At 64.2% G+C, this 26,039-nt stretch carries 28 protein-coding genes; 8 read left to right on the forward strand and 20 right to left on the reverse strand.

Annotated elements, in window-relative coordinates; translation table 11 throughout:
- Nucleotides 1–37: 37 nt before the first annotated feature.
- A complete protein-coding gene (locus KRX12_RS06110) occupies nt 38–1,564 on the forward strand; it encodes an adenylate/guanylate cyclase domain-containing protein (RefSeq protein ID WP_218364946.1) in 1,527 nt (508 codons plus the stop codon).
- Here KRX12_RS06110 and KRX12_RS06115 read toward each other — a convergent pair.
- The 3 genes from KRX12_RS06115 to KRX12_RS06125 all read right to left on the reverse strand — a co-directional run bounded on the left by KRX12_RS06115 (nt 1,561) and on the right by KRX12_RS06125 (nt 5,650).
- Complete coding sequence (locus tag KRX12_RS06115) at nt 1,561–1,983, reverse strand: NUDIX domain-containing protein (RefSeq protein WP_218366071.1); 423 nt, start codon at nt 1,981–1,983, stop codon at nt 1,561–1,563. The genes KRX12_RS06110 and KRX12_RS06115 overlap by 4 nt on opposite strands.
- Nucleotides 1,983–4,958 carry a type I DNA topoisomerase gene (gene topA, locus KRX12_RS06120; protein WP_218366072.1) on the reverse strand — a complete coding sequence of 992 codons (2,976 nt, stop codon included), beginning with the start codon at nt 4,956–4,958 and terminating at the stop codon, nt 1,983–1,985. Before topA ends, KRX12_RS06115 begins: the two co-directional genes overlap by 1 nt.
- 488 nt (nt 4,959–5,446) lie before the next feature.
- Nucleotides 5,447–5,650, reverse strand: coding sequence for a cold-shock protein (locus tag KRX12_RS06125; protein WP_018019572.1), 204 nt, complete (start codon nt 5,648–5,650; stop codon nt 5,447–5,449).
- 335 nt (nt 5,651–5,985) lie between these two features.
- Here KRX12_RS06125 and KRX12_RS06130 point away from each other — a divergent pair, with 335 nt between their 5' ends.
- Nucleotides 5,986–8,328 carry a DEAD/DEAH box helicase gene (locus tag KRX12_RS06130; protein ID WP_218366073.1) on the forward strand — a complete coding sequence of 781 codons (2,343 nt, stop codon included), beginning with the start codon at nt 5,986–5,988 and terminating at the stop codon, nt 8,326–8,328.
- Here KRX12_RS06130 and KRX12_RS06135 read toward each other — a convergent pair.
- From KRX12_RS06135 to ssd, 7 genes are read right to left on the reverse strand one after another with little or no spacing between them, the layout of a single operon-like run.
- Nucleotides 8,325–8,639 carry an Rv3654c family TadE-like protein gene (locus KRX12_RS06135; RefSeq protein WP_218366074.1) on the reverse strand — a complete coding sequence of 105 codons (315 nt, stop codon included), beginning with the start codon at nt 8,637–8,639 and terminating at the stop codon, nt 8,325–8,327. The two genes, KRX12_RS06130 and KRX12_RS06135, sit on opposite strands and share 4 nt — an antisense overlap.
- Nucleotides 8,639–8,989, reverse strand: a complete 351-nt coding sequence (locus KRX12_RS06140) for a hypothetical protein (protein WP_218366075.1) — start codon at nt 8,987–8,989, stop codon at nt 8,639–8,641. The genes KRX12_RS06135 and KRX12_RS06140 overlap by 1 nt, the downstream gene beginning before the upstream one ends.
- Nucleotides 8,964–9,167 carry a DUF4244 domain-containing protein gene (locus tag KRX12_RS06145; RefSeq protein WP_218366076.1) on the reverse strand — a complete coding sequence of 68 codons (204 nt, stop codon included), beginning with the start codon at nt 9,165–9,167 and terminating at the stop codon, nt 8,964–8,966. The genes KRX12_RS06140 and KRX12_RS06145 overlap by 26 nt, the downstream gene beginning before the upstream one ends.
- Nucleotides 9,168–9,198: 31 nt before the next feature.
- The gene (locus tag KRX12_RS06150; protein ID WP_218364940.1) at nt 9,199–9,747 is read right to left on the reverse strand and encodes a type II secretion system F family protein; all 549 of its coding nucleotides are present in this window, start codon (nt 9,745–9,747) and stop codon (nt 9,199–9,201) included.
- A gap of 6 nt (nt 9,748–9,753) precedes the next feature.
- Nucleotides 9,754–10,542, reverse strand: coding sequence for a type II secretion system F family protein (locus KRX12_RS06155; RefSeq protein ID WP_218366077.1), 789 nt, complete (start codon nt 10,540–10,542; stop codon nt 9,754–9,756).
- Entirely contained in the window at nt 10,539–11,675 is a 1,137-nt protein-coding gene (locus KRX12_RS06160; protein WP_218366078.1) for a TadA family conjugal transfer-associated ATPase, read from the reverse strand. The genes KRX12_RS06155 and KRX12_RS06160 overlap by 4 nt, the downstream gene beginning before the upstream one ends.
- 7 nt (nt 11,676–11,682) lie before the next feature.
- Complete coding sequence (gene ssd / locus KRX12_RS06165; RefSeq protein WP_218366079.1) at nt 11,683–12,756, reverse strand: septum site-determining protein Ssd; 1,074 nt, start codon at nt 12,754–12,756, stop codon at nt 11,683–11,685.
- Nucleotides 12,757–13,214: 458 nt separating this feature from the next.
- On the opposite strand from ssd, the gene KRX12_RS06170 reads away from it, so the two are divergent.
- Nucleotides 13,215–14,027 carry an HAD family phosphatase gene (locus tag KRX12_RS06170; RefSeq protein ID WP_218366080.1) on the forward strand — a complete coding sequence of 271 codons (813 nt, stop codon included), beginning with the start codon at nt 13,215–13,217 and terminating at the stop codon, nt 14,025–14,027.
- Between the two features lie 23 nt (nt 14,028–14,050).
- Here KRX12_RS06170 and KRX12_RS06175 read toward each other — a convergent pair whose 3' ends face one another.
- Nucleotides 14,051–14,704 carry a hypothetical protein gene (locus tag KRX12_RS06175; protein WP_218366081.1) on the reverse strand — a complete coding sequence of 218 codons (654 nt, stop codon included), beginning with the start codon at nt 14,702–14,704 and terminating at the stop codon, nt 14,051–14,053.
- 92 nt (nt 14,705–14,796) lie between these two features.
- Here KRX12_RS06175 and KRX12_RS06180 point away from each other — a divergent pair, with 92 nt between their 5' ends.
- Complete coding sequence (locus KRX12_RS06180; protein ID WP_151529440.1) at nt 14,797–15,288, forward strand: phage holin family protein; 492 nt, start codon at nt 14,797–14,799, stop codon at nt 15,286–15,288.
- A gap of 106 nt (nt 15,289–15,394) precedes the next feature.
- Nucleotides 15,395–16,357 (forward strand): alpha/beta fold hydrolase, encoded by a 963-nt coding sequence (locus KRX12_RS06185; RefSeq protein WP_218364934.1) that lies wholly within the window; start codon nt 15,395–15,397, stop codon nt 16,355–16,357.
- Nucleotides 16,358–16,380: 23 nt separating this feature from the next.
- Here the strand turns inward: KRX12_RS06185 and KRX12_RS06190 are convergent, their stop codons facing one another.
- The 4 genes from KRX12_RS06190 to nth are packed head-to-tail and all read right to left on the reverse strand — an operon-like array spanning nt 16,381 to nt 19,650.
- Nucleotides 16,381–17,571, reverse strand: a complete 1,191-nt coding sequence (locus KRX12_RS06190) for a MarP family serine protease (protein ID WP_218364933.1) — start codon at nt 17,569–17,571, stop codon at nt 16,381–16,383.
- A gap of 46 nt (nt 17,572–17,617) precedes the next feature.
- Nucleotides 17,618–18,343, reverse strand: coding sequence for a CoA pyrophosphatase (locus tag KRX12_RS06195; protein WP_218366082.1), 726 nt, complete (start codon nt 18,341–18,343; stop codon nt 17,618–17,620).
- Nucleotides 18,340–18,894 carry a TlpA disulfide reductase family protein gene (locus KRX12_RS06200; protein WP_255550110.1) on the reverse strand — a complete coding sequence of 185 codons (555 nt, stop codon included), beginning with the start codon at nt 18,892–18,894 and terminating at the stop codon, nt 18,340–18,342. Before KRX12_RS06200 ends, KRX12_RS06195 begins: the two co-directional genes overlap by 4 nt.
- Nucleotides 18,895–19,650, reverse strand: a complete 756-nt coding sequence (gene nth / locus KRX12_RS06205; RefSeq protein ID WP_218366083.1) for an endonuclease III — start codon at nt 19,648–19,650, stop codon at nt 18,895–18,897.
- A 61-nt stretch (nt 19,651–19,711) separates the two neighbouring features.
- Between nth and KRX12_RS06210 the strand changes: the two genes are divergently transcribed.
- A complete protein-coding gene (locus KRX12_RS06210; protein ID WP_218364929.1) occupies nt 19,712–19,903 on the forward strand; it encodes a hypothetical protein in 192 nt (63 codons plus the stop codon).
- Between the two features lie 389 nt (nt 19,904–20,292).
- On the forward strand, nt 20,293–20,976 hold the full coding sequence (glxR, locus tag KRX12_RS06215; RefSeq protein WP_151529403.1) for a CRP-like cAMP-activated global transcriptional regulator GlxR: 684 nt from the start codon (nt 20,293–20,295) through the stop codon (nt 20,974–20,976).
- A gap of 126 nt (nt 20,977–21,102) precedes the next feature.
- On the opposite strand, the gene KRX12_RS06220 is transcribed toward glxR, so the two are convergent.
- From KRX12_RS06220 to KRX12_RS06235, 4 genes are all read right to left on the reverse strand, one after another.
- Nucleotides 21,103–21,924 carry an MBL fold metallo-hydrolase gene (locus tag KRX12_RS06220; protein ID WP_151549685.1) on the reverse strand — a complete coding sequence of 274 codons (822 nt, stop codon included), beginning with the start codon at nt 21,922–21,924 and terminating at the stop codon, nt 21,103–21,105.
- 42 nt (nt 21,925–21,966) lie between these two features.
- Nucleotides 21,967–22,431 carry a RidA family protein gene (locus tag KRX12_RS06225; protein ID WP_218366084.1) on the reverse strand — a complete coding sequence of 155 codons (465 nt, stop codon included), beginning with the start codon at nt 22,429–22,431 and terminating at the stop codon, nt 21,967–21,969.
- A complete protein-coding gene (locus KRX12_RS06230) occupies nt 22,424–22,582 on the reverse strand; it encodes a DUF4177 domain-containing protein (protein WP_018019595.1) in 159 nt (52 codons plus the stop codon). Before KRX12_RS06230 ends, KRX12_RS06225 begins: the two co-directional genes overlap by 8 nt.
- Nucleotides 22,583–22,735: 153 nt before the next feature.
- Nucleotides 22,736–23,035: a WhiB family transcriptional regulator gene (locus tag KRX12_RS06235; protein ID WP_151529441.1), complete on the reverse strand. Its 300-nt coding sequence runs from the start codon at nt 23,033–23,035 to the stop codon at nt 22,736–22,738.
- Nucleotides 23,036–23,218: 183 nt separating this feature from the next.
- Between KRX12_RS06235 and KRX12_RS06240 the strand changes: the two genes are divergently transcribed.
- Complete coding sequence (locus KRX12_RS06240; protein WP_218366085.1) at nt 23,219–25,591, forward strand: transglycosylase domain-containing protein; 2,373 nt, start codon at nt 23,219–23,221, stop codon at nt 25,589–25,591.
- Here the strand turns inward: KRX12_RS06240 and KRX12_RS06245 are convergent.
- On the reverse strand, nt 25,588–26,034 hold the full coding sequence (locus KRX12_RS06245; RefSeq protein ID WP_218364926.1) for a GatB/YqeY domain-containing protein: 447 nt from the start codon (nt 26,032–26,034) through the stop codon (nt 25,588–25,590). The two genes, KRX12_RS06240 and KRX12_RS06245, sit on opposite strands and share 4 nt — an antisense overlap.
- Between the last annotated feature and the right edge of the window lie 5 nt (nt 26,035–26,039).

Genomic DNA, 26,039 nt, shown 5'->3' on the forward strand with positions numbered 1-26,039 from the left:
TCACCGAAACGGAGATCAACTGATTAAAGTAATGACTATGAATCGATTGGCACGGGCACTGACATGGCTCTGGGGAACTGCGTGGCCGCTCTATGGCGCCACTGTTCTCGGGTCGAACCTTTTGGGTGCCGTGGCCATCATGGCGTTCATCCACTACCTCATCCCGCTGCCTGAGGGCACGAACTTTGGCCAGTCGCGTTTCGACGTCGCCTCCATCGGCATCTTCTACGTGTTCTTCGCCATGATCGTGGGTGCCATCGCCACCTACTATCTCTTCAAACCGGTACTGATGTGGCAGCGCCACCCCGATGAACATGACCGCAATATGGTGCGCAATCTGGTGATGCGCATCCCCGTCTACCAGGCAATTATTGCGGGCGTGGTGTGGCTGATCGGTATCGCGATTCTCACCATCGTCGCCAGCAGTGTCTCGGGGCGTTTCGCCGCGGTGATCTTCTTCGCCACCTTCCTTGGCGGCTCCGCGGTTGTGCTGCTCACCTATTTCGAGGCGCAGCGCCTTGTGCGTCCCGTGGCCACCCAAGCGCTGGCCCGGCGCTTCGAAGATTCCACCCTCGAGCCGCCCGTGTCGCATCGCATGCGGCTGACCTGGCTGGCCACCACCGCCATGCCCATCGTCGGCATCATCTTGCTGCTCACGGGACAATCGGTGGGATATTTCACCACCGATCCCGCCGATATTCTGCCCGCCATTCTGGCGCTCTGCGTCCTGGCGCTCATCACCGGGCTGCTCGTGACCACCCTGCTGATCATGAGCGTGGTGGATCCCATCATGGAGCTACAAGACGCCATCAACCGGGTACGCCGCGGCGAAAAGGACGTGGCCGTGGACATCTACGACGGCTCCGAGGTGGGTGTGCTCCAAGCCGGTTTCAATGAAATGATGCGCGGGCTGCGCGAGCGCCAACGGGTGCGCGATATCTTCGGCCGCTATGTCGGCGCCGAGGTCGCCAGCCGTGCTCTCGAGGAACGGCCCACCTTGGGCGGCGAGGACCGCAAGGTGGCGGTGCTCTTCGTGGACGTTATTGGCTCCACCACCTTCGCCGTGCACCACACCCCCGAGGAAGTGGTCACCGTGCTCAACGAGTTTTTCGAGCACGTGGTGGAATCGGTGCATGAGCACCGCGGCATCATCAATAAGTTCCAGGGAGACGCCGCCTTGGCCGTGTTCGGGGCGCCGGTATCGCTGTCCGATTCCACCGGTGCCGCCCTAGCCACGGCCCGCGATCTGCAGCGCCGGCTCAAGGACAGCCAGCTGGAATGCGGTATCGGTGTCGCAACCGGACACGTGGTGGCCGGGCATATCGGCGGCCATGACCGCTTCGAGTACACCGTGATTGGTGATGCGGTAAACCAGGCCGCCCGCCTCACCGAACTCGCCAAGGACACCCCCGGCAAGACCCTGACCTCCGCCTCCACGCTGCGCGACGCCAACGAGGCCGAGCAGGCCCGCTGGACCGTGTTGAAGTCCGTGGAGCTGCGCGGGCGCCAAGAGATGACGCAATTGGCGCGCCCCATCCGCCCCACCTTGGCGGAGCGCTCCTAGGCGCCGAGGCGCGGCAGAATCTCCCGCACCATCAGTGGGGCGCACTCCACGCCATAGTCGGATAGCCGCTGCGGATCCATCCACAGCAGCTCCTCGATCTCAGCGGCGGGCGCGATGGCCGCGGCCTCGGCCGCGCTGAGCAGACGGGTGCACACAAAGACATCAGCCGAGACCACCCAGCCCGACTCATTGGCGGCTGGGGCCTCGAAATGCCCGAGCGAGTCCAGCTCCTCTGGCTTAAGCACGAGCCCGATCTCTTCGCGCAATTCCCGAATGCCGGTGTCTGTGGGGCTTTCGCCCGGCTCCGGTTTCCCGCCGGGCTGCATGAACCGGGTGGTGCCGCGCTTACGCACGGCGAGCACGTGGCCGTGCTCATCCCGCACCACCACGGCCGTCACCCGCACCACGCCTGCAGCCATTACTTCGTCGAACGCCGCCGCGATCCGGCCTTCACCACGTTCTTGGTGGTGCGCTTCACCGACTTCTTGCTGCTCTTCTTCGTGGCCTTCTTGCTGGCTTTCTTGCTCGCCTTCTTCCGCGACTTCTTAGCGGACTTCGAGGCCTTGGGGTTCTCCGCTTCCTTCGCGCGCCGCTCAGAGAGCAGCTCGCAGGCGCGAGCATCCGTCATGGTTTCTGGGGTATCGCCCTTGCGCAGCGAGGCATTGGTGGTGCCATCGGTGACATAGGGTCCGAAACGGCCGTCCTTGACGGACATGGGCTTGCCCGAGACATCGTTATCGCCCAGCTGCTTCAGCGGCGGCTTGGCGGCGGCCCGGCCGCGGCGCTTCGGCTCGGCATAGATGCGGCGCGCCTCCTCGAGAGTGATGCTGAAGATGTGCTCTTCATCGCCCAGCGAACGGGAGTCATTGCCCTTCTTCAGATAGGGGCCATAGCGGCCATTTTGGGCGGTGATGAGCTCATTATCGGCCGGGTCCACGCCCACTTCGCGCGGCAAGGACAGCAGCTTCAGGGCTTCGTCGAGGGTCACCGTGGCCGGCTCCATCGAGCTAAACAGCGAGGCCGTGCCGGGCTTGAGGCGCTCGTCGATGATCTCGCGGATCCGCTTTTCCTTCTGCTTCGCCGCAGTCTTGGTCTCCCAATTCTTGGCGCGCTTGCCCTCCTTGGCGCGCTCGGCGTCCTCGGCCGCACGCTCCTCGGCGATGATCTGCTCCGCTACCTCGAGGATGTGGCTTTCCTCATCGTTGGTCACCAGCTCCGTCACATAGGGCCCATAGCGGCCCTCCTTGGCCACCACCATGCGACCATTCTCTGGGTTTCGGCCCAGCTCACGGCCGCCCTGCGGGGTGGCGAAGAGCTTTTCTGCGGCCTCGAGAGTGATCTCATCGGGGGTGGTGGAATCCGGCAGGTTCGCCCGCTGGTACTCGGGGCTGCCATCGGATTGGGTACCGACAACGCGCTCCAGATAGGGGCCATAGCGGCCCACGCGCACCACGATGGGGCGCCCCTGATCGTCATCAAAGAGGGTCAGGGAATTAACGGAGCGAGCGTCGATGCTCTCCAGGTTGTCGTCGATAAGCGACTTCAGCCCACCGGAACGCGCGATCGACTCCGCCGTGTTCTCGGATGCGGCCTTGTTGCCAAAGTAGAAATCGCTCAGCCAGTGGTGGCCATCCTCATTACCCACGGCGATATCGTCGAGCTCATCCTCCATGGAGGAGGTGAAGTCATAATCCACCAATGCCGAGAAGTTGGACTCCATCAGCCCCACGACGGCAAAGGCCACCCACGAGGGCACCAGCGCATTGCCGCGGGGGAAGACATAGCCGCGATCCTGAATGGTCTTGATAATCGAGGCATAGGTGGACGGGCGACCAATACCGAGGTCTTCCATCTTCTTCACCAAGCTCGCCTCGGTGTAGCGGGCCGGAGGATTGGTGGCATGGCTTTCCGCGTGCACATCCTTGGTGCGCAGCTCATCCCCGGAGCTGAGACGCGGCAGCCGCTTCTCGGCATTATCGGCAACATTGCGACCATCGGCGAGACGCGAGGTCTCCACATAGGCCTTCAAAAAGCCGGGGAAGGTGATCGAGCGACCGGTGGCGGAGAACTCCACCTCTTGATCCCCAGAGGACAACTGGGCGGTGCCCGCGATGCTCACCTTCATGGAGGTGCCCTTGGCATCCGCCATCTGGGAGGCCACGGTGCGCTGCCAAATCAGCTCATAAAGCTTGAACTCCTCGGCATCCAACTGGCCCGACAGGGAGGCCGGGGTGGCAAAAGACTCGCCGGCGGGGCGAATCGCCTCGTGCGCCTCCTGGGAGTTCTTCACCTTGCGGGAGTACTGGCGCGGGCTGGAGGGCACATAGCTCTCGCCATAGAGTTCCCGGGCCTGCACCCGAGCCGCCTCCTGGCCGGCGCGCGACAGCGTGGTGGAGTCGGTACGCATATAGGTGATATGACCGTTTTCGTAGAGGCGCTGCGCGATGCGCATCGTCCGCTCCGAGGTGTAATGCAGCTTGCGCCCGGCCTCCTGCTGCAGCGTGGAGGTCATAAACGGCGGATAGGGCTTACGGGTATAGGGCTTTTCCTCCACCGCGCTCACCCGCAAGGGCTGGCCCTTCAGGCCCTCCTCGAGGGCCTCGGCGGTGGACTTATCCACCACCACAACATCATCCGGCTTGCGCAGCACGCCCGCATCGTTGAAGTCGCGGCCTTGGGCGATGCGCTTGCCCTCCACCCCGGTGAGCTTCGCCTGGAAATCCCGCGGCTCATCGGCCTTCGCGTTCTGCGCGGCCACCTCCGCCACCAGATCCCAGTACTCGGCCGAGACAAAGGCCATGCGCTCGCGCTCGCGCTCAACAATCACGCGGGTGGCCACCGATTGCACGCGGCCTGCGGACAGCCGCGGCATCACCTTCTTCCACAGCACCGGCGAGATCTCGTAGCCATAGAGGCGATCGAGGATACGGCGGGTCTCTTGGGCATCCACCAGATTCATGTCCAGCTCGCGGGTATTTTCCGCGGCGGCCACGATGGCGGGCTTGGTGATCTCGTTGAACACCATGCGGCGCACGGGGATCTTCGGCTTCAGCACCTCGAGCAGATGCCACGCGATGGCCTCGCCCTCGCGGTCGGGGTCTGTGGCCAGGTAGAGCTCGTCTACCTGCTTCAGCTTCTTTTTAAGATCGGCGACCTTTTTCTTCTTATCGGGGCTCACCAAGTAGAGCGGCGCGAACTCGTTGTTCACATCCACGCCCAGCCGAGCCCACGACTCCTTCTTGTACTTCGCGGGGATGTCCGCAGCACCACGCGGGAGGTCACGAATGTGCCCCACCGATGCTTCGACGATGTAGTCATCGCCCAAATACGGCTGGATCTTCCTCGCCTTGGTCGCCGACTCGACAATCACTAGGCGCTTCGTTCCTTCAGCCACGGTTACCTTTCCTCGCGTGGTGCAGCCACGGTGCCGTCTCAGCGGTACTCGCGGCTGCTGCTCACGTGTATTGGAGCTATCTCAAGATGGTTAGTGAGGTGGGCGGTGGTGTGCATGAAGCGGTCACTTCCTGCCGCGGGAGCGTCCAGGACACTCGCGCTACCGCACGATCCGACCACGATGAACACTAGTCACATTCCACGCGTCACCGCGCAGACACATCTGCACCAGTACCCATCTTCTTTATCTGTGGTCATTTAGCGTACACAGTAATATATGGGTCTTCCACGGTGCTATCTGGGGTACCAGCAACGGGGGACGCCATGCGCTGGCACAAGCGCAGGCCAGCAGGCGATCGCGGGGGCGCGGTGACAGCGGCAGCTGTTCCCGCACACACCCCGCACACACCCCGCACGCACCACAAAAGCCCAGCGCATTACACGCTGGGCTTCAAGCAGATCGACCCGAAGGCCGACACGCAAGGAGGTTTAGAGGGCAGTTACTGCCTGGGCCTGCGGCCCCTTAGCACCCTCGCCAATTTCGAACTCAACCTTTTGGTTCTCCTCGAGAGTACGGAAACCGCCACCCTGAATCTCGGAGTAGTGGACGAAGACGTCTTCAGAGCCGTCCTCAGGGGCGATGAAACCAAAGCCCTTTTCCGCGTTGAACCATTTCACAGTTCCCTGTGCCATAAAAACTAACTCAAATCTTTTTCTTGAAGTGCGATACGACCTGGCTCCTATTGCACGAGCCATGCCGGGAGGGCGTCTTATTCACCGGATTGTTCACAACGTGGTGTGGCGCTCTATGTGGCGCTTACAAACTCTTCGATTCCTCTGTGTGCCCACTCAGTGGGCTGGTCACATCTGATGCTTTTCAGCTATCAGAAAACGTCCGACCGAGTCCCAGTGTGTCATGTTTTTCAGCAAAGGGATAGTCTATATTTGAAAATTACTGCCTTTCCGCAGCTCAACGCGCTAATACTATTTTTTATAAGCACACAAAACCAACAGAAAGTGGCGCAGTTATGTCCTCTTTTGGTGCCGAACTCACCACCATCATCAGCACTGCGCTCCCCACCGCCACCCCCACGTTCATCGGCACCCGCCCGAGCCGACCCGCCGCCTACCAAGACTGGCCCGACTGGGTGCTGCCAGAGCTGCGCACCCACCTCGAACACGAGGGCATCACCCGCCCCTATGCCCACCAGGTGGAATGCGCCGAAGCGGTCCATGCCGGCCGCGATACCATCATCTCCACCGGCACCTCCTCGGGAAAATCCCTCGGCTACCTGCTGCCCATCCTCAGCGCCCTCGCCGCCGATGACCGCGCCTGCGCGCTCTACATCACCCCCACCAAGGCCCTAGGCAATGACCAACTCCACACCGTAGCGCGGCTGTGTTCCACCATTTCTGCGCTTCACGACGTCGCCCCGCACCCCTATGACGGCGACACCCCCATCGACGCGCGCCGCCCCATCCGCGACGCCTCTCGCTTCGTGTTTAGCACCCCCGACATGCTGCACGCTTCCATTCTGGCCGCCCACGGCTCCTGGACCCGGCTGCTGCGCAACCTGCGCTATGTGGTGATCGACGAGGCCCACGTCTATCGCGGGATGTTCGGCGCCCACGTGGCGCTAGTCCTGCGACGGCTCCGCCGGCTCTGCGCCCACTACGGCGGGCACCCCACCTTCGTGCTGGCCTCGGCCACCTCCCGCGACCCAGCGGCACACGCCAGCAGGCTCATCGATGTCCCCGACTTCGATATCACCAGCGTGGAGCGCGATAGCGCGCCTGCGGGCGAACAGACCATCATGCTCCTCGAGCCCTCCCTTCTCCCGAGTGAGGATGAGCGGCAACCGCCCCAGCGGCGAGCCGCCAGTACCGAGGCCGCCGATGTGATGGCGCTGCTGCTCGCCGAAGGTGCTCGCACCCTGACCTTTGTGCGCTCCCGCCACACTGCGGAAACCGTGGCGCTACGCTGCGCCGAAGAGCTCATTCACGCCGGTCACCGCGACTATGCCCGCCGGATTGCCAGCTATCGCGCCGGCTATACCCGCGAGGATCGCCACGCCCTCGAACGGGCCCTCGACGAGGGGGAGCTGCTGGGCGTGGCCACCACCAATGCCCTCGAGCTGGGCATCGATATCGGAGGTATTGATGCGGTGGTCTCTGCCGGCTTTCCCGGCACCGTGGCCTCGATGTGGCAGCAGGCCGGACGTGCGGGGCGCCGCGGCCAAGGCTCGCTCTATGTGCTGGTCGCCCGCAGCGACCCCATGGACACCTACCTCATCCGCCACCCCGAGGCCCTGCTCGAGCGCCCCTTGGAAGAACACGTCTTTGATCCCACCAACCCCTATGTGGTGAGCGAACATGTGCTCTGCGCGGCCGCAGAAAAGCCGTTGAACTTGGCGGATATCGACGCCTTGGGCGCGGGGCAGGTCCTGCCCCAGCTGGTAGAGGATCAGCTGCTGCGCCACCGCCATGGCCACTACTACCCCGCCGATCCACGGCAGGTAGACACCATTCACAGCCAGGTGGCACTGCGCGGCAACGACGGTGGCGAGGTGCTCATCGTCGATTCCACCGACGGCCGCATGCTCGGCACCGTGGACCCCGCGCGCGCCCAAGCCCAGGTCTTTCCCGGTGCGGTGTATCTGCACCAGGGAGAAAGCTTCGTGGTGGATGAGCTCGATGTGGCAGAGAATCTCGCCCTCGTCCACCCCGAACAGCCCCCGTACTCCACCTTTTCCCGCAGCTCCACCACCTTGCGGATCCTTGCCGCACCAGAGGAGGAGGCGCTGGTGAATTATGCGCCTGGACTCTGGGTGGCCAACCTCGAGGTGGAGGTGACGAAGCAAGTGGTGGGCTATGTGAAGCGCTATACCAACGGCCAACCGCTGGAGGAGATTCCTTTGGAGATGTCTCCCCAGGTGCTGCGCACCCGCGCCGTGTCCTACACCCTGGATCCCGCGATTCTGCAGCAGCTGAAGGTCTCCGCGGCGGAGGCCCCGGGGGCATTGCACGCGGCCGAGCACGCGGCCATCGGCATCCTGCCGCTGCTGGCTACCTGCGACCGCTGGGATATCGGCGGGGTATCCACGATGGAGCATCCCGATACTGGGCTTCCCACGGTATTTGTTTATGACGGCCACGAGGGCGGGGCGGGCTTCGCCGATACTGGCTTTCGCCGTTTCCCCGAATGGATCAGCGCCACCTTTGAAGCGGTGCGCTCCTGTTCCTGCGCCGAGGGCTGCCCCTCGTGTGTGCAGTCGCCCAAGTGCGGCAATGGCAACCAACCCCTGGATAAGGATGCAGCTATCGCTGTGTTGGGGGCGTTGGTGAGCATGACCGGCGCTGCAGGTGACTAAAGAGGCCCGGCGCGGGCCACAGCCTCTCGGCCACGCACGACAGTCTGGACGATGATATCGGCACCATCGACTGCGCAGGAGCCGAGAGCTGCACTATTGTGCCGCGCCACCTCTTCTGCCATACGGCACCCATCGTGGCCGTCGCTATGGGCATAGGCACCCGCCACGGCCGCCATATCGGCAGCCAGCTGGGCCTGATGCCGGGCGATGAGCAGGCTGCCCACGGTGGCCATGCCCGCCACGATGCTGCACAGCACGGCGATCATGGCCACCAGCAGGACAGTGGCGTAGCCGCGTTCATCGCGCCACATCAGCTATCCCCAGGTACGCCGCCGGCGGTGTATTCCACCGGAAAGCGGGCGGTGGCATGCAGGGTGCCGACAGGCGAGGACATGGCCGCAGTGGCCTCCATGACACCGTTGCTGGAGGTGATCTGCACGCTTCCTCGGGGCGGTATGAAACTCTCGCCGATAGCGGCGGCACGGGCCGCGGCCCCTGCGGTATCGATGGCCGCAAGATACGCCGCCAGTGCCACGACGCCACTAATCGTGAGGGCAAACACCACCACCAGCGAGGCCAGCCCGAGGGCGGCCTCGATGGTGACGGAGCCCTCCTCCGCCGCGAGGAGCCGGCGGCTAGCTCGGGGAATTCGACAGCGCATCGGTGATGATGGATTCAATCGCGTCCGAGACCGCTCCGGAATTGATGACGAGGAATAACACCCCGGCAAGCGCGGCAGCCGCGAGGCTGCCCATGGCGTATTCGATGGTGCTCATTCCCTCTTCCTCGCGGTGGAGCTGGGCAAGACGGGCCTGGATGAGGTGATAGATGCTGTTCATGATGGTGACTCCTTTAAGTGGTGGTGTGGGTTTAAAACAGGGTGCTGGCGATATCAACGATGATGGGAATGAGTCCCAGAATGAGAAAGGCCGGAAGGAAACACACAGCGAGGGGGATGGCGATGAGCACTCCGGCGCGCTCAGCGGCGGCGCGCTGGTTGTTTTCTGCTGTGTGCCGCACCGAGGCGGCGATCCTGTCGAGCCCGCTGGCAATAGAGGTTCCCCCGCGGCTGCTCAGCACCGCCAGTTCGGCGACGGGAGCGAACACGGAGTGGTGCAGGAAGGGCTGCCAGGATTTCTCGGCGCTGCAACCCAGTCGGAGCAGGGCTGCCACGGTGTCCCATAGCTGCCGGTCTGCGGGCGCGGCCACGGTGGCCACGGCGCTCACGGCAGCGGCATGGGACATACCGCCGCTGATACAGGCCGCAAGAAGCTCAATGTCTGCGGCGCGATCCTGCGGCCTGACCACCGGATCATCGCGGGGGCGGCGAGTTCTCGAGCTGGGATCGGTGCCCAGTCGGGTGCGTGCTGTGGGCTGGGGATAGGCGAGCAGGGCGAGGGCGAGAAAGAGGAATGTCATGGTGGTTTAGCTCCCCCGTGCGGTGTTGATGATCGAATATGTCCAGAGGACACCGCTGCACATCAGTGCGGTGCCGAGCATGAGGAGCACTCCGCCGAAGGTGGTGCCGCTGAGAAAGGCCAGCGGCGCTGCGCCCATCAGGCTGCCCAGCCCCACCCCGAGTGCAGGCAGCACACTCAGGAGCACGGCGGTAGCCATCGGCCCTTGGAGTGCGGCCTGCACAGTGCTGTCATGGCGCTGTGCCTGATCGAGTTGCTGCTGGGTGCGCTCCAGCAGTGCCACCAATCCGATGCCGTGCTGCTCGCTGAGCTGCCAGAGCGCCCCAATGCGCGCCAGCTCGGGAATCTCGGTGGCGCCGCTGAGCGCGGGGGCGGGGCTACGGCCACTGCGGGCGCGGTTCACGGCGGCGGCTAGGGGCTGCGCGATAGGGGTGGCAGCGGCGGTCTCAGCGGCGGTCGCTAGGGCGTGGTGCAGGCTTGCCCCGGCGCGGATACTCGCCGCCAGCACCCCGGCGCACTGGCCGGCGGCCGCGGCGGCGCGCTGCTGCCGGCGACGGCGGTGCATATCGCGCACGACATAGCCGATCGTGGCCACCACCACGAGTGCGGCGCAGGTGAGAGCCACCGCCCCGAGCACACAGATGATGGCCACCACGGCGATCGCTATCCACACCCAGCCGGCGCCGCCGCGCCGCCGTCGGGCGCGGTGGCCGATGCGCTGCCGCGGGCACGCACCTGTGGTGCAGAGCAGGGCCGCAGCGAGGGCGAGCGGAGTCAGTGGTGCTATGGAGATCATGGCTGCCAACTCTCCGCAATCGCGAGACCATCAGCTGCCGGATGACGCGCATCCCAGATCACCTCGATGCGCACAGGCTGGGAATGCACCACACCGATTTGGCTGATGATCCGGCCCGTGGCGGTGCGCCGCATCGCGATCACTATCTCCACGGCGGCAGTGAGCTGGGCGTGCAGCGCCTCCCGCGACATCCCACCCAAGGCAGCCAACGCCTCCATGCGGGCGGGCACCTCGCTGAGCGAGTTGGCGTGGAGGGTGCCAGCACCGCCCTCGTGGCCGGTATTGAGCGCAGCCAGTAGGTCAACGATCTCCGCGCCGCGGATCTCTCCCACCACAATGCGATCGGGTCGCATGCGCAGCGCCTGGCGCAGCAGATGCGAGAGCGTGATCTCCCCGCGGCCTTCCGCATTGGCTCCCATGCTCACGAGATTCACCACATGCGGATGCGCCGGTGATAGCTCGGCGGTGTCTTCGATACAGATGATGCGCTCCCGCGGATCCACCTCCGCGAGCAGGACCGAGAGCATGGTGGTTTTCCCAGAACCGGTCCCGCCTACCACCACAAAGGATTTCCGCGCCGCCATCATGGCTTGTAAAAACTCGGTGACCTCCGCCGGCATGGTGCCGCGTTCTTCTAACTCCGTGAGGCTGGCGGCCGCCGAGCGCAGCATGCGCAGACTGATAAGCGGGCCGGTATCGCTCGGTGGATCCAGCAGGGCGTGCACCCTGATGGAGCTGCCGTCGGCGCGTCGCAGCTTCCCATCGGCACAGGGCTGGGCATCATCGAGGCGGCGGCCACAGGCAACGGCCAGGCGTGTCGCTAGGGCGCGAATCTGCTCGGGCGAGTCGAAGCTCAGCGCGGCGTGTTCCATGCCGTGCCCGCGATCAAAATAGATGCGATCTACCCCGTTGACCACCACATCGGTGACTCCCTCGAGGCTGCATAGCCCTTCGAGGATGCCGACGCCAGTGGAGTCATGGCGCAGCTTCTGCAGCAGCGTGAATACTTCCCGATCAGAGATCACCCCCGCTTCTTGGCGGATGAGCTCCGCGATCACGGCGGCCTCGGGCTGGGGCTGCTCGGAGGCGGCGAGCCGAGCGTGCACGGCATCCAGAATGCGTTCGCTATTCATGGCCGCCTCACCACTGCTGTCCGCGCTGCTGGATGTGCTCTATATCCGTGCAGATATCCTCCACCGCCCGGGCGAGGATCCGCGGACAGCGGCCACGCAGCCCGCCTTGTTCGAGTTGTTTGGCCACCCCGGTGCTGCAGCGCACATCCGCGCTGACGTTAATACCCGCTACGGACTCCACCTCAGCAGTGCTCAAAGAGGCCCAGGTGCGGCTGATGGTGACAAAACTTAAGGGCACATGGGTGCGGCGAAGCTGCGGCAACTGCGCGGCCACGGCGCACACGCCACGCACCTCGCGGGGAACGAGCACCACGAGGTGATCGAGAGCGGCCACAATGTCTGGGTCCAGGGCGTCGGCTCGGGGCAGGTCCACCACCGTGTAGCCCTCTTCGCGCAAGGTGCGCAGGGCGCCAAGGATGGTGTCGGTCGACGGCGGCGGGCCAGCACCGCGATCGCGGCGGTGGCTGACACAGCTGGCGGCGGCGGTGGGCAGCACGGCGCGCACATCGGCGGCGGCGAGATCGCCCTGGTTGAAGTCCAGCTCATCCCAGCGCGGGCCAGGCTCCTCCTCCACTCCGAGGATGAGATCCATCCCGCCACTAGGGTCGGTATCCACCACCGTGGTGGGGGCGCGCTGCGCGAGCTGCACGCCCAGCGCGCCGGCAAAGGTACTCACGCCGCAGCCACCGACGCAGCCTGTCACCCCCACGACGAGGCCTTCCTGACTGCGCGTATCCCGCCCGAGGTCGGTGAGCAGGGCTGCCGCCTCGGCCGGCAGGGCATAGGCCTGCTCGGCGTGAATCTTCATAGCCAGCTCGAAGTTCACCGGCGTCTGGTCTGCGGCGACAAGAAAAACCTTGTCGCGGCGCGGCTGGGGCCGCTCGAGAAGGAACTGGGCACCCTGCTCATCCACCAGGATGGCGAAAGCAGAATGGTGGTGGCGCGCCAATTCCTCAGCAGTGGACACCTCCACCACCTGGCGGACGGTCGCGGCGGCGATATGAATGGCTTCCGGGTGGACGAGAGGATCACAGACGGCGATGACAACGGGGGCCTGGGACTGATCACGGGTAGCGCTCATGGCCCCAGAGTGTGGCCCATTCAGCGTTGAGCGTCGCCCCTCGCACCCCGGGGGCTGTGCATAACCTGCTGCCGCGGCGAGTTGTGCACAGCGGAGAATATGTGCCGGTGCAATAAGCGGGTGGCCCCACTAGCGTCAGCGGGTTGGCCCCGCGCGGCGAGCGCCCTGCCTCGCGCGGGCGACAGCAGCGGCGAAGGATGGCCCCAAAAATTAAGAGACGGCCCGCGCGGGATGGGGGGTGGTATGCGCGGGCCGTCTGCGGTTACCCGGCCACTTGGGGGGGGGACGGGCCGGGGCAGACCACACTGTATATCGGGGTCGTGCGGTTCCGAGTATGTCACAGCTTGAATAGCACGTCAATAGCCCCACAGAGGCCTAAAGATGCAGGCACAGCCACTTCTCAGTAGCATCACTCTTAGTCACTTATTTCACATCAGTATCACGCGAGGAGGTGGGTCATGGCGTCCGAACAGCACCCAGAGGCACCCGTTGCTGCCTTCTTCGATTTGGATAAGACGATCATCGCCACCTCCTCCGCTTTTGCCTTCGGCCGCACGCTCGTTTCCCACGGCATGCTCAGTACCAAAGAGGCGCTCACTCTGGTGCTCGCCGAAACGGGATACATGATCGCGGGGCACTCCCAATCCCAGATGGATGACACCAAGGATCAGCTGACTCAGATGGTCAAGGGGCTGCGCATCGAGGATCTGCAGCACACCATTGACCACACCCTGCTGCATCGCGTGGTGCCCACCATCTTCGCCGAGGCCCGCGAGCTCATCGAGGAGCATCATGCCCGCGGCCACGATGTGATCATCATTTCCGCCTCGGTGAAGGAGCTGGTCGATCCCATCGCCCACGAGCTGGGCGCGGATCACACCATCACCACCCGTTTAGAAGTGGTCGATGGCGCCTACACCGGCAAGCTCGAGCTCTATTGCCGTGGTATTACCAAAGCGACCGAGATCAGCAAGGTGGCCGGCAGCCACGGCTATGATCTCGCCCGCTGCTATGCCTACTCGGATTCGGCCACCGATATTCCCATGCTGGAGATGGTGGGCCATCCGCGGGCCGTCAACCCCGATCGCGTGCTGAAAAAGCATGCGCTGGCCGCCGAGTGGCCGGTGCTGAACTTCAAAAACCCCGTGCCGCTGCTGTCTAGCCCGTCGAAAAAGGATCTGGGCATCGGTGGCGCCGTGGCCGCCGCTCTGGCGCTCGGGATGGGCAGCTGGTGGCTCAGCACCCGCTGGGGCGCACTGCGCTCCAGCTAGCAAGTGCGGCTCGGCGGGGCAGGCTACAAGCGATCGGCTACCCGTGCGGCTTCCTCGCCGCCGCGGCGCCAGGCAGCAAAGTGCGCCAGCGCGAGAGGATCGACCTCGCCGCGGCAATAATCGCGAATCAGGGCGGTGTGCGCGGCCGGGTCGCGCAGTAGATAGGGCTCTGGCATCGCCAGCCCTTTGGGATCAAGCCCCGCGGCCATGGCATTAAGCCGCACTGTGGCGTACCCCACGACGACCGAGCGGGGGCCAAAGATGCGGTGGCCCAGAATCTCCCCGTGCAGCAGCGCGCACGTTTCTACCTGCCCCACGAGCCGCGCCAATACGCTGAGCCGCGAGGCCTGGCGCTCCGGCACCCCCTCCCCGCCTGCAATGCGGTCTAATTTCGCCATCACCTGCAGCGGGGCACGCTGGAATGTCTCAGCCAGCGCCGGGGTGAGCACCCCGTAGACCTCGAGGGCGGATATCTCAGAATCAGCTGCGATTTTCTTGAGAGCCGTGGCGCCCACGAGCGCGGAGTGGGCGCTGGTGGCGGCGGCATCACGTAAGTTGGCGCGCTTGCGATGAGCAGTCGCAATACTCGCCGATGCGGCATTGATATGCTGGTGGATAGCTGGATTGCGGAATATTTCCATGGCGGCCGAGCTGATGACTTTCCGTGTCGAGTTCACAACCGCGCCGAATTCGTGGCACGATGGTGCACAACTAGAGTTTAAGAAAATACCACTAACGGAGGATCAAGACGGTGAGCAGTTCTAAGGGAATGTACAGCGAAGGGGCACCCGCTTTTTCGCCGAAGGTTAACTCGATTCCCCTCAGCGACGCGGATACCCGTGGCCCCGGTGAGGGCTCTATCGGCAATCTCGTGAGCGACGCTACTGCGCAGATGTCCAATCTTTTCCGCGCTGAGGTCGAGCTGGCCAAGGCCGAGGTTGCTCAGGAAGCCAAGAAGGGCGCCATTGGTGGCGGTCTCTTCGGCGTAGCCGGCACGATCGCCCTCTACTCGTCCTTCTTCTTTTTCTTCTTCCTCGCCGAGCTGCTGTCCACCTGGCTGTCGCGCTGGGCAGCGTTCCTCATCGTGTTCCTCATCATGGTGGTGCTCGCTGCTGCGTTCGCCCTCTTTGGCTGGCGCAAGGTGAAAACCATCGGCAAGCCCGAGAAGACGGTGCAGTCGGTGAATGATCTCAAGACCCTTGTCCCGGGCAAGGCCACCAAGAATCTCGAGAAGCGCGAGCAGGACGGCATGTACACCTAAGCCGTCAGTGCACCCGCTCTGATCCCCTTTTCCCTCAGGTATTCTGCAGGGATAAAGGGGGTTTTCCATATCGTTCCACCCGCACCGTATGCCTAAGGAGTCTGCTGTGTCCCGTCGTCCGCTGAGTCAGCGATTGCTCCCGCCACGCTGGCGACGGAATCACACCGAGCATTCCCCCGCCATTCCCAGCGCTGTGGCCCTCGAGGGCCCCTTTACGCACGAATGGATCCACACCCGCGGCATCCGCCTCCACGCCGCGACCGCCGGCGATCCCCACGATCCGCTCATCGTGTTCGTGCACAGCGCGCTCGGCGGCTGGTTCGATTATCGCCACGTGCTGCCCACCGTCGCCGCTGCTGGCTACCACTGCGTGGCCATCGATATGCGCGGCTTCGGCATGTCGGATAAGCCACCCAGCGACTATGATCTGCGCACCCTCGCCGGGGATGTCTATGGCGTGATCCACGCAACCGGGCATAAGGATGCGGTGGTCGTGGGCCATGCCGCGGGCGGCGCGGTGGGCTGGGCCTTGGCCATTCATCATCCCGAGGCCGTGCGCGCGCTGGTCTCGATTGCCGCCGCGCACCCCACCGATCTGCGGCGCTGCACCTTCAGCTATCCGTGGATGTTCGGCACCCCGATTCTGCGCCATCTCAGCGCGCTGCTGCCGCCGCGCCTGCATGCACTACTCACCACCCCGCAGTCCACGGCCCGGGTGAATCTGGTGACTAATACTGCGGAGGGCTTTCATACCACCACCGCAGGCAAGAAGGAGATGCAGCTGCGCACGGTGGCCTATAGCATCGCCAATACCTCTCCCGCGCGCGCTAAGGTGGCGCGCATCGAGCTCGCCCCCGTGCCGCTGCGGTGGATGACCGCCCCGGTGGAGCAGCCGGTGCTGCTGCTGCAGGATTCTTCCACCCCGTGGGCACGACTGGCCGAGCGCGCCGCCAAGCGCGTCAAATCCGAGACCAGCGTGGTGCACATTCCGCAGACGAAAAACATCCCGCATCTCGAAGCACCCGCTAGTTTCAGCTCCGTGCTCGTCTCCTTCGCGCGCTCTCTCTAGGGCGCTTATCGACGCTTCCTCGGCTAGCCCACAACGCAGGCCCCCGTATTCACGGGGGTCTCAAGGCCCGTGGCATCGGCCACGTGCTTCTCTACTTCGGCACGGGTGAGGGCATAGCCGGTATCGGTGTCATCGGCGGCGGCACCGAAGACCACACCCAGCACGTGCCCGTCCTCGCTGAGCAGCGGGCCACCAGAGTTGCCCTCGCGAATGCTGCCGCGCACGGTGTACACCTCGCGGTCGATGCGCTGATCGGCGTAGATCGTGGGGCTATTGATCAAGAGCGAATCGATGATGCGGGCGGGGGCGGCCTCGAAGGGGCCGGACTCGGGAAAGCCCATCACCACGGCGTCCGCGCCGCTCTGTGCCGGTTCCTCCGCCCAGGGCAGAGGATCGATCCCGAGGCCATCGGTGGCGAGGATCGCGATATCAATCACGGGGTTGTAGTACACCACCCGTGCGGTGTGGAAGCCCAGCACGGTATCAAGATCCACCTCGTTCGTGCCGGCCACCACGTGCGCATTCGTCATGATGCGATCCGGGGCCACCACGAAGCCCGAGCCCATGAGCCGGCGCTGGCATTGCGGGGCCTCGCCGATGATATGCACCACCGAGGGGCGCACCCGTTCCACCATCGCCACATCGCTGACTTCGATGCGGGGAGCCTGCACCTGCTCCGGCTTGGGGCTCTGGAAAGGCGAGGTGATCATGGGCATGCCCGAATCATTGAGCAGCACCCGCAGCTTATCCGTCAGTGCAGCCAGGGCCCGCGGGGAATGGGTATCCACCTGTTGCAGCACGGTGGAATTACGCACTCCCTTCGCCAGCCGCGAGTTGCCCTCTGCCAGCGGCGTCGCCAGCAGCCAGGCCACGATGAGCACCACCATCACCTGAAAGAAGGCGCCGGCGAGGGAATCGACCCGGCGCAGCTGCGGCTGGGTGACTTTCTCACGCAGCGAGGCCCCAGCGGTGCCGCCAATGAAATAGCCAATGCAGGAGGCAAGCACCAGCACCGTCACGGCGATCACGATGCGCAGCTGGTTGCTCTCGGTTTGCTGCATGGCCAGCGGGGCCAAGGCAAAGCCAATGACTAACCCGGCAGCGATGCCGATAAAGGAAAAAACCGACCCCACCATGCCGTGGCGCCAGCCGTCGATAAGCGCGAAGAGCAGGAGAAACACCACAACGCCATCCACTATCACGCTGGGATCCATAAGGGCGCCTCTCTTCTCTGCGGCAGGGACATAGTGATTCTAGGGGCTAGGAGTGGCGTTCGTTGTTACGCGACGCGGCTAGGGTAGCGCCCAGATCGTACACCCGATCCTGCGCCCACGGCTGCGCCCAGCCGGCGTGGTCCAAAGCTGCACTCAGAATACCGCCTGTAAAGCCCCACACAATGTAGCCACGACAACGAAACGCCGGACCCCGCCAAGAACCGTGCTCCACCATGAGGCGATTGTCTGGTTCCACCAGCTCCGCTATGGAGGCTCGGAAGACATCATCCGCCTCCTCGGGGCTTACCGGCGCCACCGCAGCGGGGGCGTGCTGATACGCGATCACGGGATGCACCGGGTAGCCGCTGCGGCGCACGTGCACCTCCTCCATCTGGGCCACCGGTGTCACCGTCATCCGGTCGAGACCCGTCTCCTCGTGGGCCTCGCGCAAGGCGCAGTCCACCGCGTTGATATCGGTGGGATCCACCCGGCCGCCGGGAAACGCAATCTGCCCGGAATGATGGCGCATCCGCGGTGAGCGGTGTGTGAGCAGCACGGTGGCGCTGGCCGGAAGCTGGTGTTGCTGCGGGTTGCCGTCGATAAGCATGAGCACCGCCGCCTGTCGATCGCGGCGGGGGCCGCTCTGGCGCGCCCGATCCGAGAGCGCCCGATGCACATGGCCCTCATCCACGGCCCGCACCAAGGGTGCCAGCCAGAGCGGGGCCGCCTCGGGGCGCAGCCGGGTATTCACCCCGCTGGCGTCCGGAGTCATCGCACCGCCTCCTCGAGGGCCGCCACCGAATCGAAGGGTTGCGGCAGGATGCGCTCCACCTCGCCATCGCGCAGCACCACCGTCACCGGCACCACCCCGGGCAGCGACCACGCCGCCGAGGCCGCCCCACGATCATCCTGGAAACTGGGAATATCCACCCCGAGATCCTCGAGCAGCGCCGCACCGCGGCCGGCATCCCGATCCGCGTGCACCCCCACCACCGTCATCTCGGGGTGGCGGGCGGCGAACTCCTCGATCACCGGCAGCTCCTCCCGGCAGGGACCACACCACCACGCCCACACATTCACCAGCACATAGGGCGAGGCCTCGCCCTCGGTCGCCGCGCCCAAACAGGGCAGCTCCACGCCCAGATCCGCCGCGGGACAAGCGGGGCGGCTGGCCGTCACCGGGGAGGTATCGGTGGGCTGTGGGGAATCGCTGGCCTCCGGGGCGGGCGGGTTCTCGCCGCTGAGCAGACGGGTGACGATGAACGCGATGAGCACGATCGACACCACCACGAATGCCAGATAAATACGAATATGGGTGCGCATCTAGGCCTCCTCGATCCCCGCGAGCTGCAGCAGATGCCGCTGGGCCTGCTCATCGGGGGCGCGCAGCAGGCGCAGTGCCTCGGGCACCTCGGTGGGGCCGACACGGCCATAGCTGGGGCACTGCTGCCGCAGAAAGCACACCCCACAGGCGGCGGTACGCGAGTGACAGATTTGGCGGCCATGGTAGATGATCCGGTGCGAGAACATCGTCCAGTCGGCGCGGGGCAGCTGCTCGGCCAGCACCGACTCCACCTTCACGGGATCGCTCTCTTCGGTGAGCTCGAGCCGGCGCACACAGCGGCCAAAGTGCGTGTCCACCGTGAGGCCGGGAACATCGAAGGCATTTCCTAAGACCACATTGGCGGTCTTGCGGCCCACCCCGGGAAGCGCGGTGAGCTCCTTTAAGGTGCCCGGCACCTCCCCGCCGTACTGCTCGGATAAGGCCATGGCAATGCCGGCAGCGGCCTTGGCTTTATTGCGATAAAATCCAGTGGGCCGAATCAGCTCCTCGAGTTCCTCAGGGCTGGCCTCGGCCATCGCCGCGGCGGTGGGAAAATGGGCGAAGAGATGCGGGGTCACCTCATTGACTCGTTTGTCCGTGCACTGGGCACTGAGTACCGTCGCGATAAGCAACTCAAAAGCGTTGGAGAAATCGAGGGCGCAGTGCGCATCCGGATAGCCGGCTGCGAGCATCCTGCTAACCTTCCGTGCGCGTCGCGTGCGGGCGAGCGGGGTGGTGCCAAAAGTTCGTCCCATAGATATAAGACTAAGCCACACACAATCACCCCCGCCTGTCCCACTAGTAGAATGGAGTCCCATGAGTTCACTTTTTGCACTTGCAACCCCAGTTGTACTGACGGTTTTCGCCATGGGTATGGAGCGCTGCGAGAGCTCCTCTACGACCTCCCGCGCCCGAAAGCAGCGACGCGAGCGCGAGCAGGCCGCACCGCTGGCCCAGGCAGAGCGCGACACCACCACAGAGCGCACCCCAGACCAAGCCGCGGCATAAGACCTCCTACCTTTTTGCTTGTGTGAGTTTCTCAGCCGCCACTGAGGTGATCACATATAAATCACCTAGCGCGCTAGGTCACACGCTAGGAATGGGTTGCTCACATTCACCCCCAAATTTGCATAACTACACAGCGGCCCGCCATCCCGCGATCGCATTAAAAATCCCCTGACCAGCGGCTTATCCGAGATAGCTGGGCAAGATGTCAAATAGTGACACACTCCATAGTAGGATGAGTGAAGACAAACACGGCGCGGGTGCCTATCCCACACTGCCGATCTTGACCGATAGATGTCTGGATATGTTGGTATACAGACGCTCCTCGACATGTGGGCCCACTTTGCTGCATCCTTCGCGCCGTACTCAGCGAAGATACAAGGAGTTAGACAGTGGAATCCGTACAGGAAATCTTGTCGCGGGCAGGCATCTTTCAAGGCGTCGACCCAGTGGCGGTAGCCACCCTCATCCAGGAATTGGAAACGGTGCGTTTTCCGCGTGGCACCACCATCTTCGAAGAGGGCGAGCCCGGTGACCGGCTCTACATCATTACCTCCGGCAAGGTGAAGCTGGCCCGCCACTCCGCCGATGGGCGGGAGAACCTGCTGACCGTGATGGGCCCCTCCGATATGTTCGGTGAACTCTCCATCTTCGACCCCGGCCCGCGCACCAGCGCCGCCGTCTGCGTCACCGAGGTGGCCGCGGCCACCATGAACTCGGAGATGCTACGCAAGTGGATCTCGGCCCACCCCGAAATCTCCGAGCAGCTGCTGCGCGTGCTGGCCCGCCGCCTGCGCCGCACCAACAACTCCTTGGCCGATCTCATCTTCACCGATGTGCCCGGCCGTGTGGCCAAGACGCTGCTGCAGCTGGCCAACCGCTTCGGCACCCAAGAGGGCGGCGCCCTGCGCGTGAACCACGACCTCACCCAGGAAGAGATCGCACAGCTGGTGGGTGCCTCCCGCGAGACCGTGAATAAGGCCCTGGCGACCTTCGCTCACCGCGGCTGGATCCGCCTCGAGGGCAAGTCCGTGCTCATCGTCGCCACGGATCAGCTGGCCCGCCGCGCCCGCTAAAACATACAAAAACACCGCTGCCTCCCCGGTATGGGAGAAGGCAGCGGTGTTGCTGTATGCACGGACAGCCGCAGCTGCGCAGAGGACGGCACCGCCGCACGCCGTGCCGCCCTCATGTACGCAGGTTTATTTCGAGGGCACGTCCACGCCCAAATAGCGCAGGGTCACGCGGGTGGACTGCTCTGCGGCGTGGCGCAACACCGGATCCACATCGGTGTAGATCTCATCGATCAGGCCACGCACGGTGGCTTTATCGCCGAGCTTCTCGAGCGCATCCTCCACCTGCTGCAGGCGCATCTTGCGGCGCTCCAGGTACTTCTTGGCAAAGACGGAGATATCCTCCGCATCGGGGCCATGGCCAGGCAGCATGCGCACATTCTTGCCCCGCTTCTTCAGCATCTTCAGCGTCTTCAGATAGTCCTTGAGATCCCCGTCCGTCTCGGAAATCATCGTGGTGTGGCGGCCGGCGATAGTATCGCCGGTGATAATGCCCTCCAAGGTGGACTTGCCGGGCTTACCCGACCACACGAATAGACACACGGAGTCACTGGTATGGCCTGGGGTGTGTACCACCTCGATCTGCGGGGTCACACCCTCGACCTTGATGATCTCGCCATCTTCCAGCGCCGGCCCACCCAAGCAGTAGCGCTTATCAAAAGCCCGCACCGGCGCACCGGTGAGCTGGCGAATACGCTGGGCGGAATCGGCGTGATCCGCGTGGCGGTGCGTCAATAGCACCTCCGCCACTTCGGAGGCATTCTTATTGAGCACATTCAAGTGCCCCTCATCCTCCGGGCCGGGATCCACCACGATGCTGCGCGGATCACCCTTGGCACGAATAACCCACGAATTAGTGCCCTCGAGCGAGCTGTAGCCGGGGTTAGGGCACAGCACGACTCCCACGGACGGAGATACTGGGCGTAGCTGACTATAAGCGGGATGCTCCATACCCACTAGCTTAACCCTGTTGCCTCGTATACGACTATCAATTTAGGCACGCTTTTCGACGACGAGCTCGACCTCGACCGGCGCGCCGAGCGGCAGCTCCGCCACCCCGACAGCCGAACGCACATGCTGACCGGCCTCACCGAAGATCTCACCAATGAGCTCCGAGGCGCCATTGACCACTCCGGGCTGGCCGGTGAAGCCCTCGGCGCTGGCGACGAAGCCGGTAATCTTCAGCACCCGCGCCACATTATCGATACCCACCACAGCATCCACGGCGGCCAGCGCATTGAGCACGGCCAGGCGGGCGCAGTCCTTCGCCTGCTCGGCAGAGACCTCCGCCCCCACCTTGCCGGTGGCGTGCAGCTCACCCTCCACGAAGGGCAGCTGACCCGAGGTCCACACCTGGTTGCCCACCTCGGCGGCGGGAATATAGGCCGCCACGGGCGCGGCTACGGCAGGAAGGGTGATGCCAAGCTCCTGCAGGCGGGCGCTGATCGAGCTAGTCATTTTTCACCCGCTTCATGTAGGCCACGAGATTTTCCGGATTCGGGCCGGGGATCACAGTCACGAGCTCCCAGCCGTCCTCTCCCCAGGTATCGAGGATCTGCTTAGTGGCGTGGCTAATAAGCGGTACGGTGGCGTATTCCCATTGAGTCATGCGCCCCACCTTAGTGATCTCTGCGCCCTAGCGGGACCCCGCCCCACCCCCAAGGGGACGTAGATGCACATCACACACATACGGGCCCGCAAGTACGATAACTTACGGGCCCGTCGTTTTTGCTATAAAAAGTGCTGGCTGTGTTCGCTGTGGCTAAATGCCCACCAGTTCGCCGCCGCGGGCGAGATAGTTGGACCAATTCTCGATGTGCGGGTTCTTCCGCAGCAGCGCACGGCGCTGACGCTCCGTCAGCCCACCCCAGACGCCGAACTCGATCCGATTATCCAGAGCATCGGCCAAACAATGGGTGCTCACGGGGCATTCTTCGCAGATCTGGGCCGCCCGACGCTGGGCTGCACCGCGCACAAACAAGGCATCCGGATCACTGTTGCGGCAGCGCGCGCGAGTCACCCAATCCTCGCGTTCAACGGGTTCGGTGGAAGAGGAGTGCATTCCGCTGCGGGCCGCTTCTCGATTCAAAATGAGTGAAGTAGTCATCTGCAAAACACGCCTCTCATTGATCAGCAATTTGATACTTGTAAGTGTATTCACAGTGTCGCGGAAGTGTCGAATACGGCATAAAAAGGGGGTACTTGTGGATTCACAAGCGCCAAGCGGTTGCGTACTGTAAGGGAAGTGACCAGCATTGCATCCTTGGGAAAAGTTCTCCTCGCCACCGTTGCCGCTGGTGTGCTAAGTGCCGTGGCACTGACGCCACTGGCAGGGCTCTCCGGCGCGGCAGTCGCGCGCGCCCATGAGTCGATGGCGGCTGACATCGAGAATCTCACCGACGGCACCACCCCGGGCGTCACGGAGATCCAAGACCGAAACGGCGCCCCCATCGCGTGGCTCTATAAACAGCGCCGCTTCGACGTGCCCCCGGATCAGATCTCTGCGGCCATGAAGCGCGCCATCGTCTCCATCGAGGATCGCCGCTTCTATGCGCATGACGGGGTGGACTGGCAGGGCGCCGGGCGCGCCATGGTGAAGAACCTGCTCGCCGGTAGCGTGCTCGAGGGCGCCTCCACCCTGGATCAGCAATACATCAAGAACTATGCGCTCTTGGTGGAGGCGGAAAATGATGAGGAGCAGGCCGAGGCCATCGAAACCTCCTATACCCGCAAGTTCCGCGAGATCCGCGCCGCCGCAGAGCTGGAAAAGCGGCTGGATAAAGACGAAATCCTCGGCCGCTATCTCAACCTCGTCCCCTTCGGCAATGGCGCCTACGGGGTAGAGGCTGCGGCCCGCACCTACTTTGGCATTAGCGCCGCCGAGCTCACCGTGCCCCAAGCCGCCACCTTGGCGGGCATTGTGCAGTCCTCATCCGCGCTGGATCCCTATACCAATATTGCGGGCGTCACCTCGCGCCGGAATGTGGTGCTCGACGCGATGGCGGAGATGAACTACATCTCCCGCGCGGACGCCGAGGCCTTCGCCATGGAACCCCTCGGGGTGCTGGAGCAGCCGCAGGGGCTGCCTAATGGATGTATCACCACCGGCGATCGCGGTTTCTTCTGCGACTATGTGATCCGCTATCTGGAGGAGAAGGGCATTAGCGAGGAGGACCTGCGCACCAATGCCTATACCATCCGCACCTCCCTTGACCCGGAGGTCCAGGCCGCCGCGAAAAACGCGGTCACCAGCTTCACCGACCCCTCCACCCCGGGCGTGGCTCAGGTGATGAACGTGATTAATCCGGGAAAATACTCCCGCGAGATCCAGGCGATGGTGTCCTCTCGCACCTATGGCCTCGATGGCGCGGCCGCACAAACGATCCTGCCGCAGACCTCCACCCTGGTGGGCAATGGCGCCGGCTCGGTCTTTAAGGTCTTTACCGCCGCCGCCGCCATCGAGCAGGGCATGGGCATCGACACCGAGCTCGAGGTGCCGAAGCGCTATGAGGCCTATGGCCTCGGCGAGGGCGGCGCCGAGGGCTGCCCGCCCGGCGCCTACTGCGTGGAAAACGCCGGCCAGTACCCGCCGAAGCTGTCTTTGAAGGAGGCGCTGGCGAAGTCGCCAAACACCACCTTTGTGGAGCTTATTGAGAAGGTCGGGGTGAGCTCCGTGGTGGATATTTCGGTGAAGCTGGGCCTGCGCTCCTATACGGCACCGGGCAGCTTCGATGGGGAAAGCTCCATCGCCGAGTACATGAAAAACGCCAATCTCGGCTCCTATACGCTCGGCCCGACGGCGGTAAACCCGCTGGAGCTATCGAATGTTGCCGCCACCATTTCCGCCGATGGCGTGTGGTGCGAACCCAACCCCATCATGGAGATCACCGACCGCGAGGGCAAGGAGGTGCAGCTCGATCGCCCCGAGTGCGAGCGGGCACTCTCCAGTGGCGTGGCGCAGGCGCTGAGCGACGCTCTCAGCGATGATTTCCGTTCCGGTACCGCCTCCGAGTCGGCGAAGTCGATGGGCTGGAACGGCTCGGCTGCGGGCAAGACCGGCACCACCGAGTCCAACCTGTCGAGCTCCTTCCTCGGCTTCAACTCCGGTTTCGCCGCCGCCACCTACATCTACAATGACGGCACCTCGGCCGCCCCGCTGTGTACCTCCCCGGTGCGCCAGTGCGGCCGCGGCGACCTCTATGGCGGTAAGGAGCCGGCGCGCACCTGGATTGCTGCGGCACAGCAGATTCCCGCAGCAGCGCAGGGCTCACTCTCCCCCGCCCACGGGCGTTTCCGAGAAGGCACCGCCAAAGATCGCATCCCGAAGGTAGTGGGCATGCAGGAAAAGGATGCCGTCCGTGCACTAGAGGAGGCCGGGCTTCGCGCCCAGGTCAAGTTCGTGGCCGGCAATGGCACCCCGCGCGGTGAGGTGAAGGGCATCGAGCACGAGCCCATCATCCACCAGGGATCGACGGTGACGCTGAAGATCTCCGATGGCTCCGCGCCCCCGCCGCCACCGCCGCCCCCATCCTCGCGGTCGAACCCGGAGCCCCCGCCGCCGCTGCCCGATCCCGACGAGATTTCGAACGCGATTAACGATCTTCTGCGGAATTTCTAGCTGAGCTTGGCCTTGACCACAGCGGAGATGCGGGCGCCATCGGCGCGGCCGGCGGCCTGGGCGGTGGCGGACTTCATCACCGCCCCCATCTCACGCATGGAGCTTGCGCCCGTCTCCGCGATGCAGGAGTCCACCAGCTGCTCCAGCTCGGCGTCGCTAAGCTGCGCCGGCTGATAGCTCTGGAAGACGGCGATCTCGGCCTCTTCCACCGCGGCAAGTTCCTCGCGCCCGGCGTCGCGATAGGTAGTGACGGATTCGCGGCGCTTCTTGATCTCGCGGGCAATGACGGCGAGGATGTCGGCGTCGACAAGCTCGGTGCCGGAGGAGGTCTTCTCATACTGCACGGCGGAGAGCAGCTGCCGGATGGCATTGGAGCGCTGCTTGTCGCGCGCTTTCATGGACTCTTTGAGATCGGCGCGGATCTGTTGTTCTAATTCGCTCATGCCTC

The sequence above is a fragment of the Corynebacterium sp. TAE3-ERU2 genome (assembly GCF_019209955.1).
GTDB lineage: Bacteria > Actinomycetota > Actinomycetes > Mycobacteriales > Mycobacteriaceae > Corynebacterium > Corynebacterium megadyptis.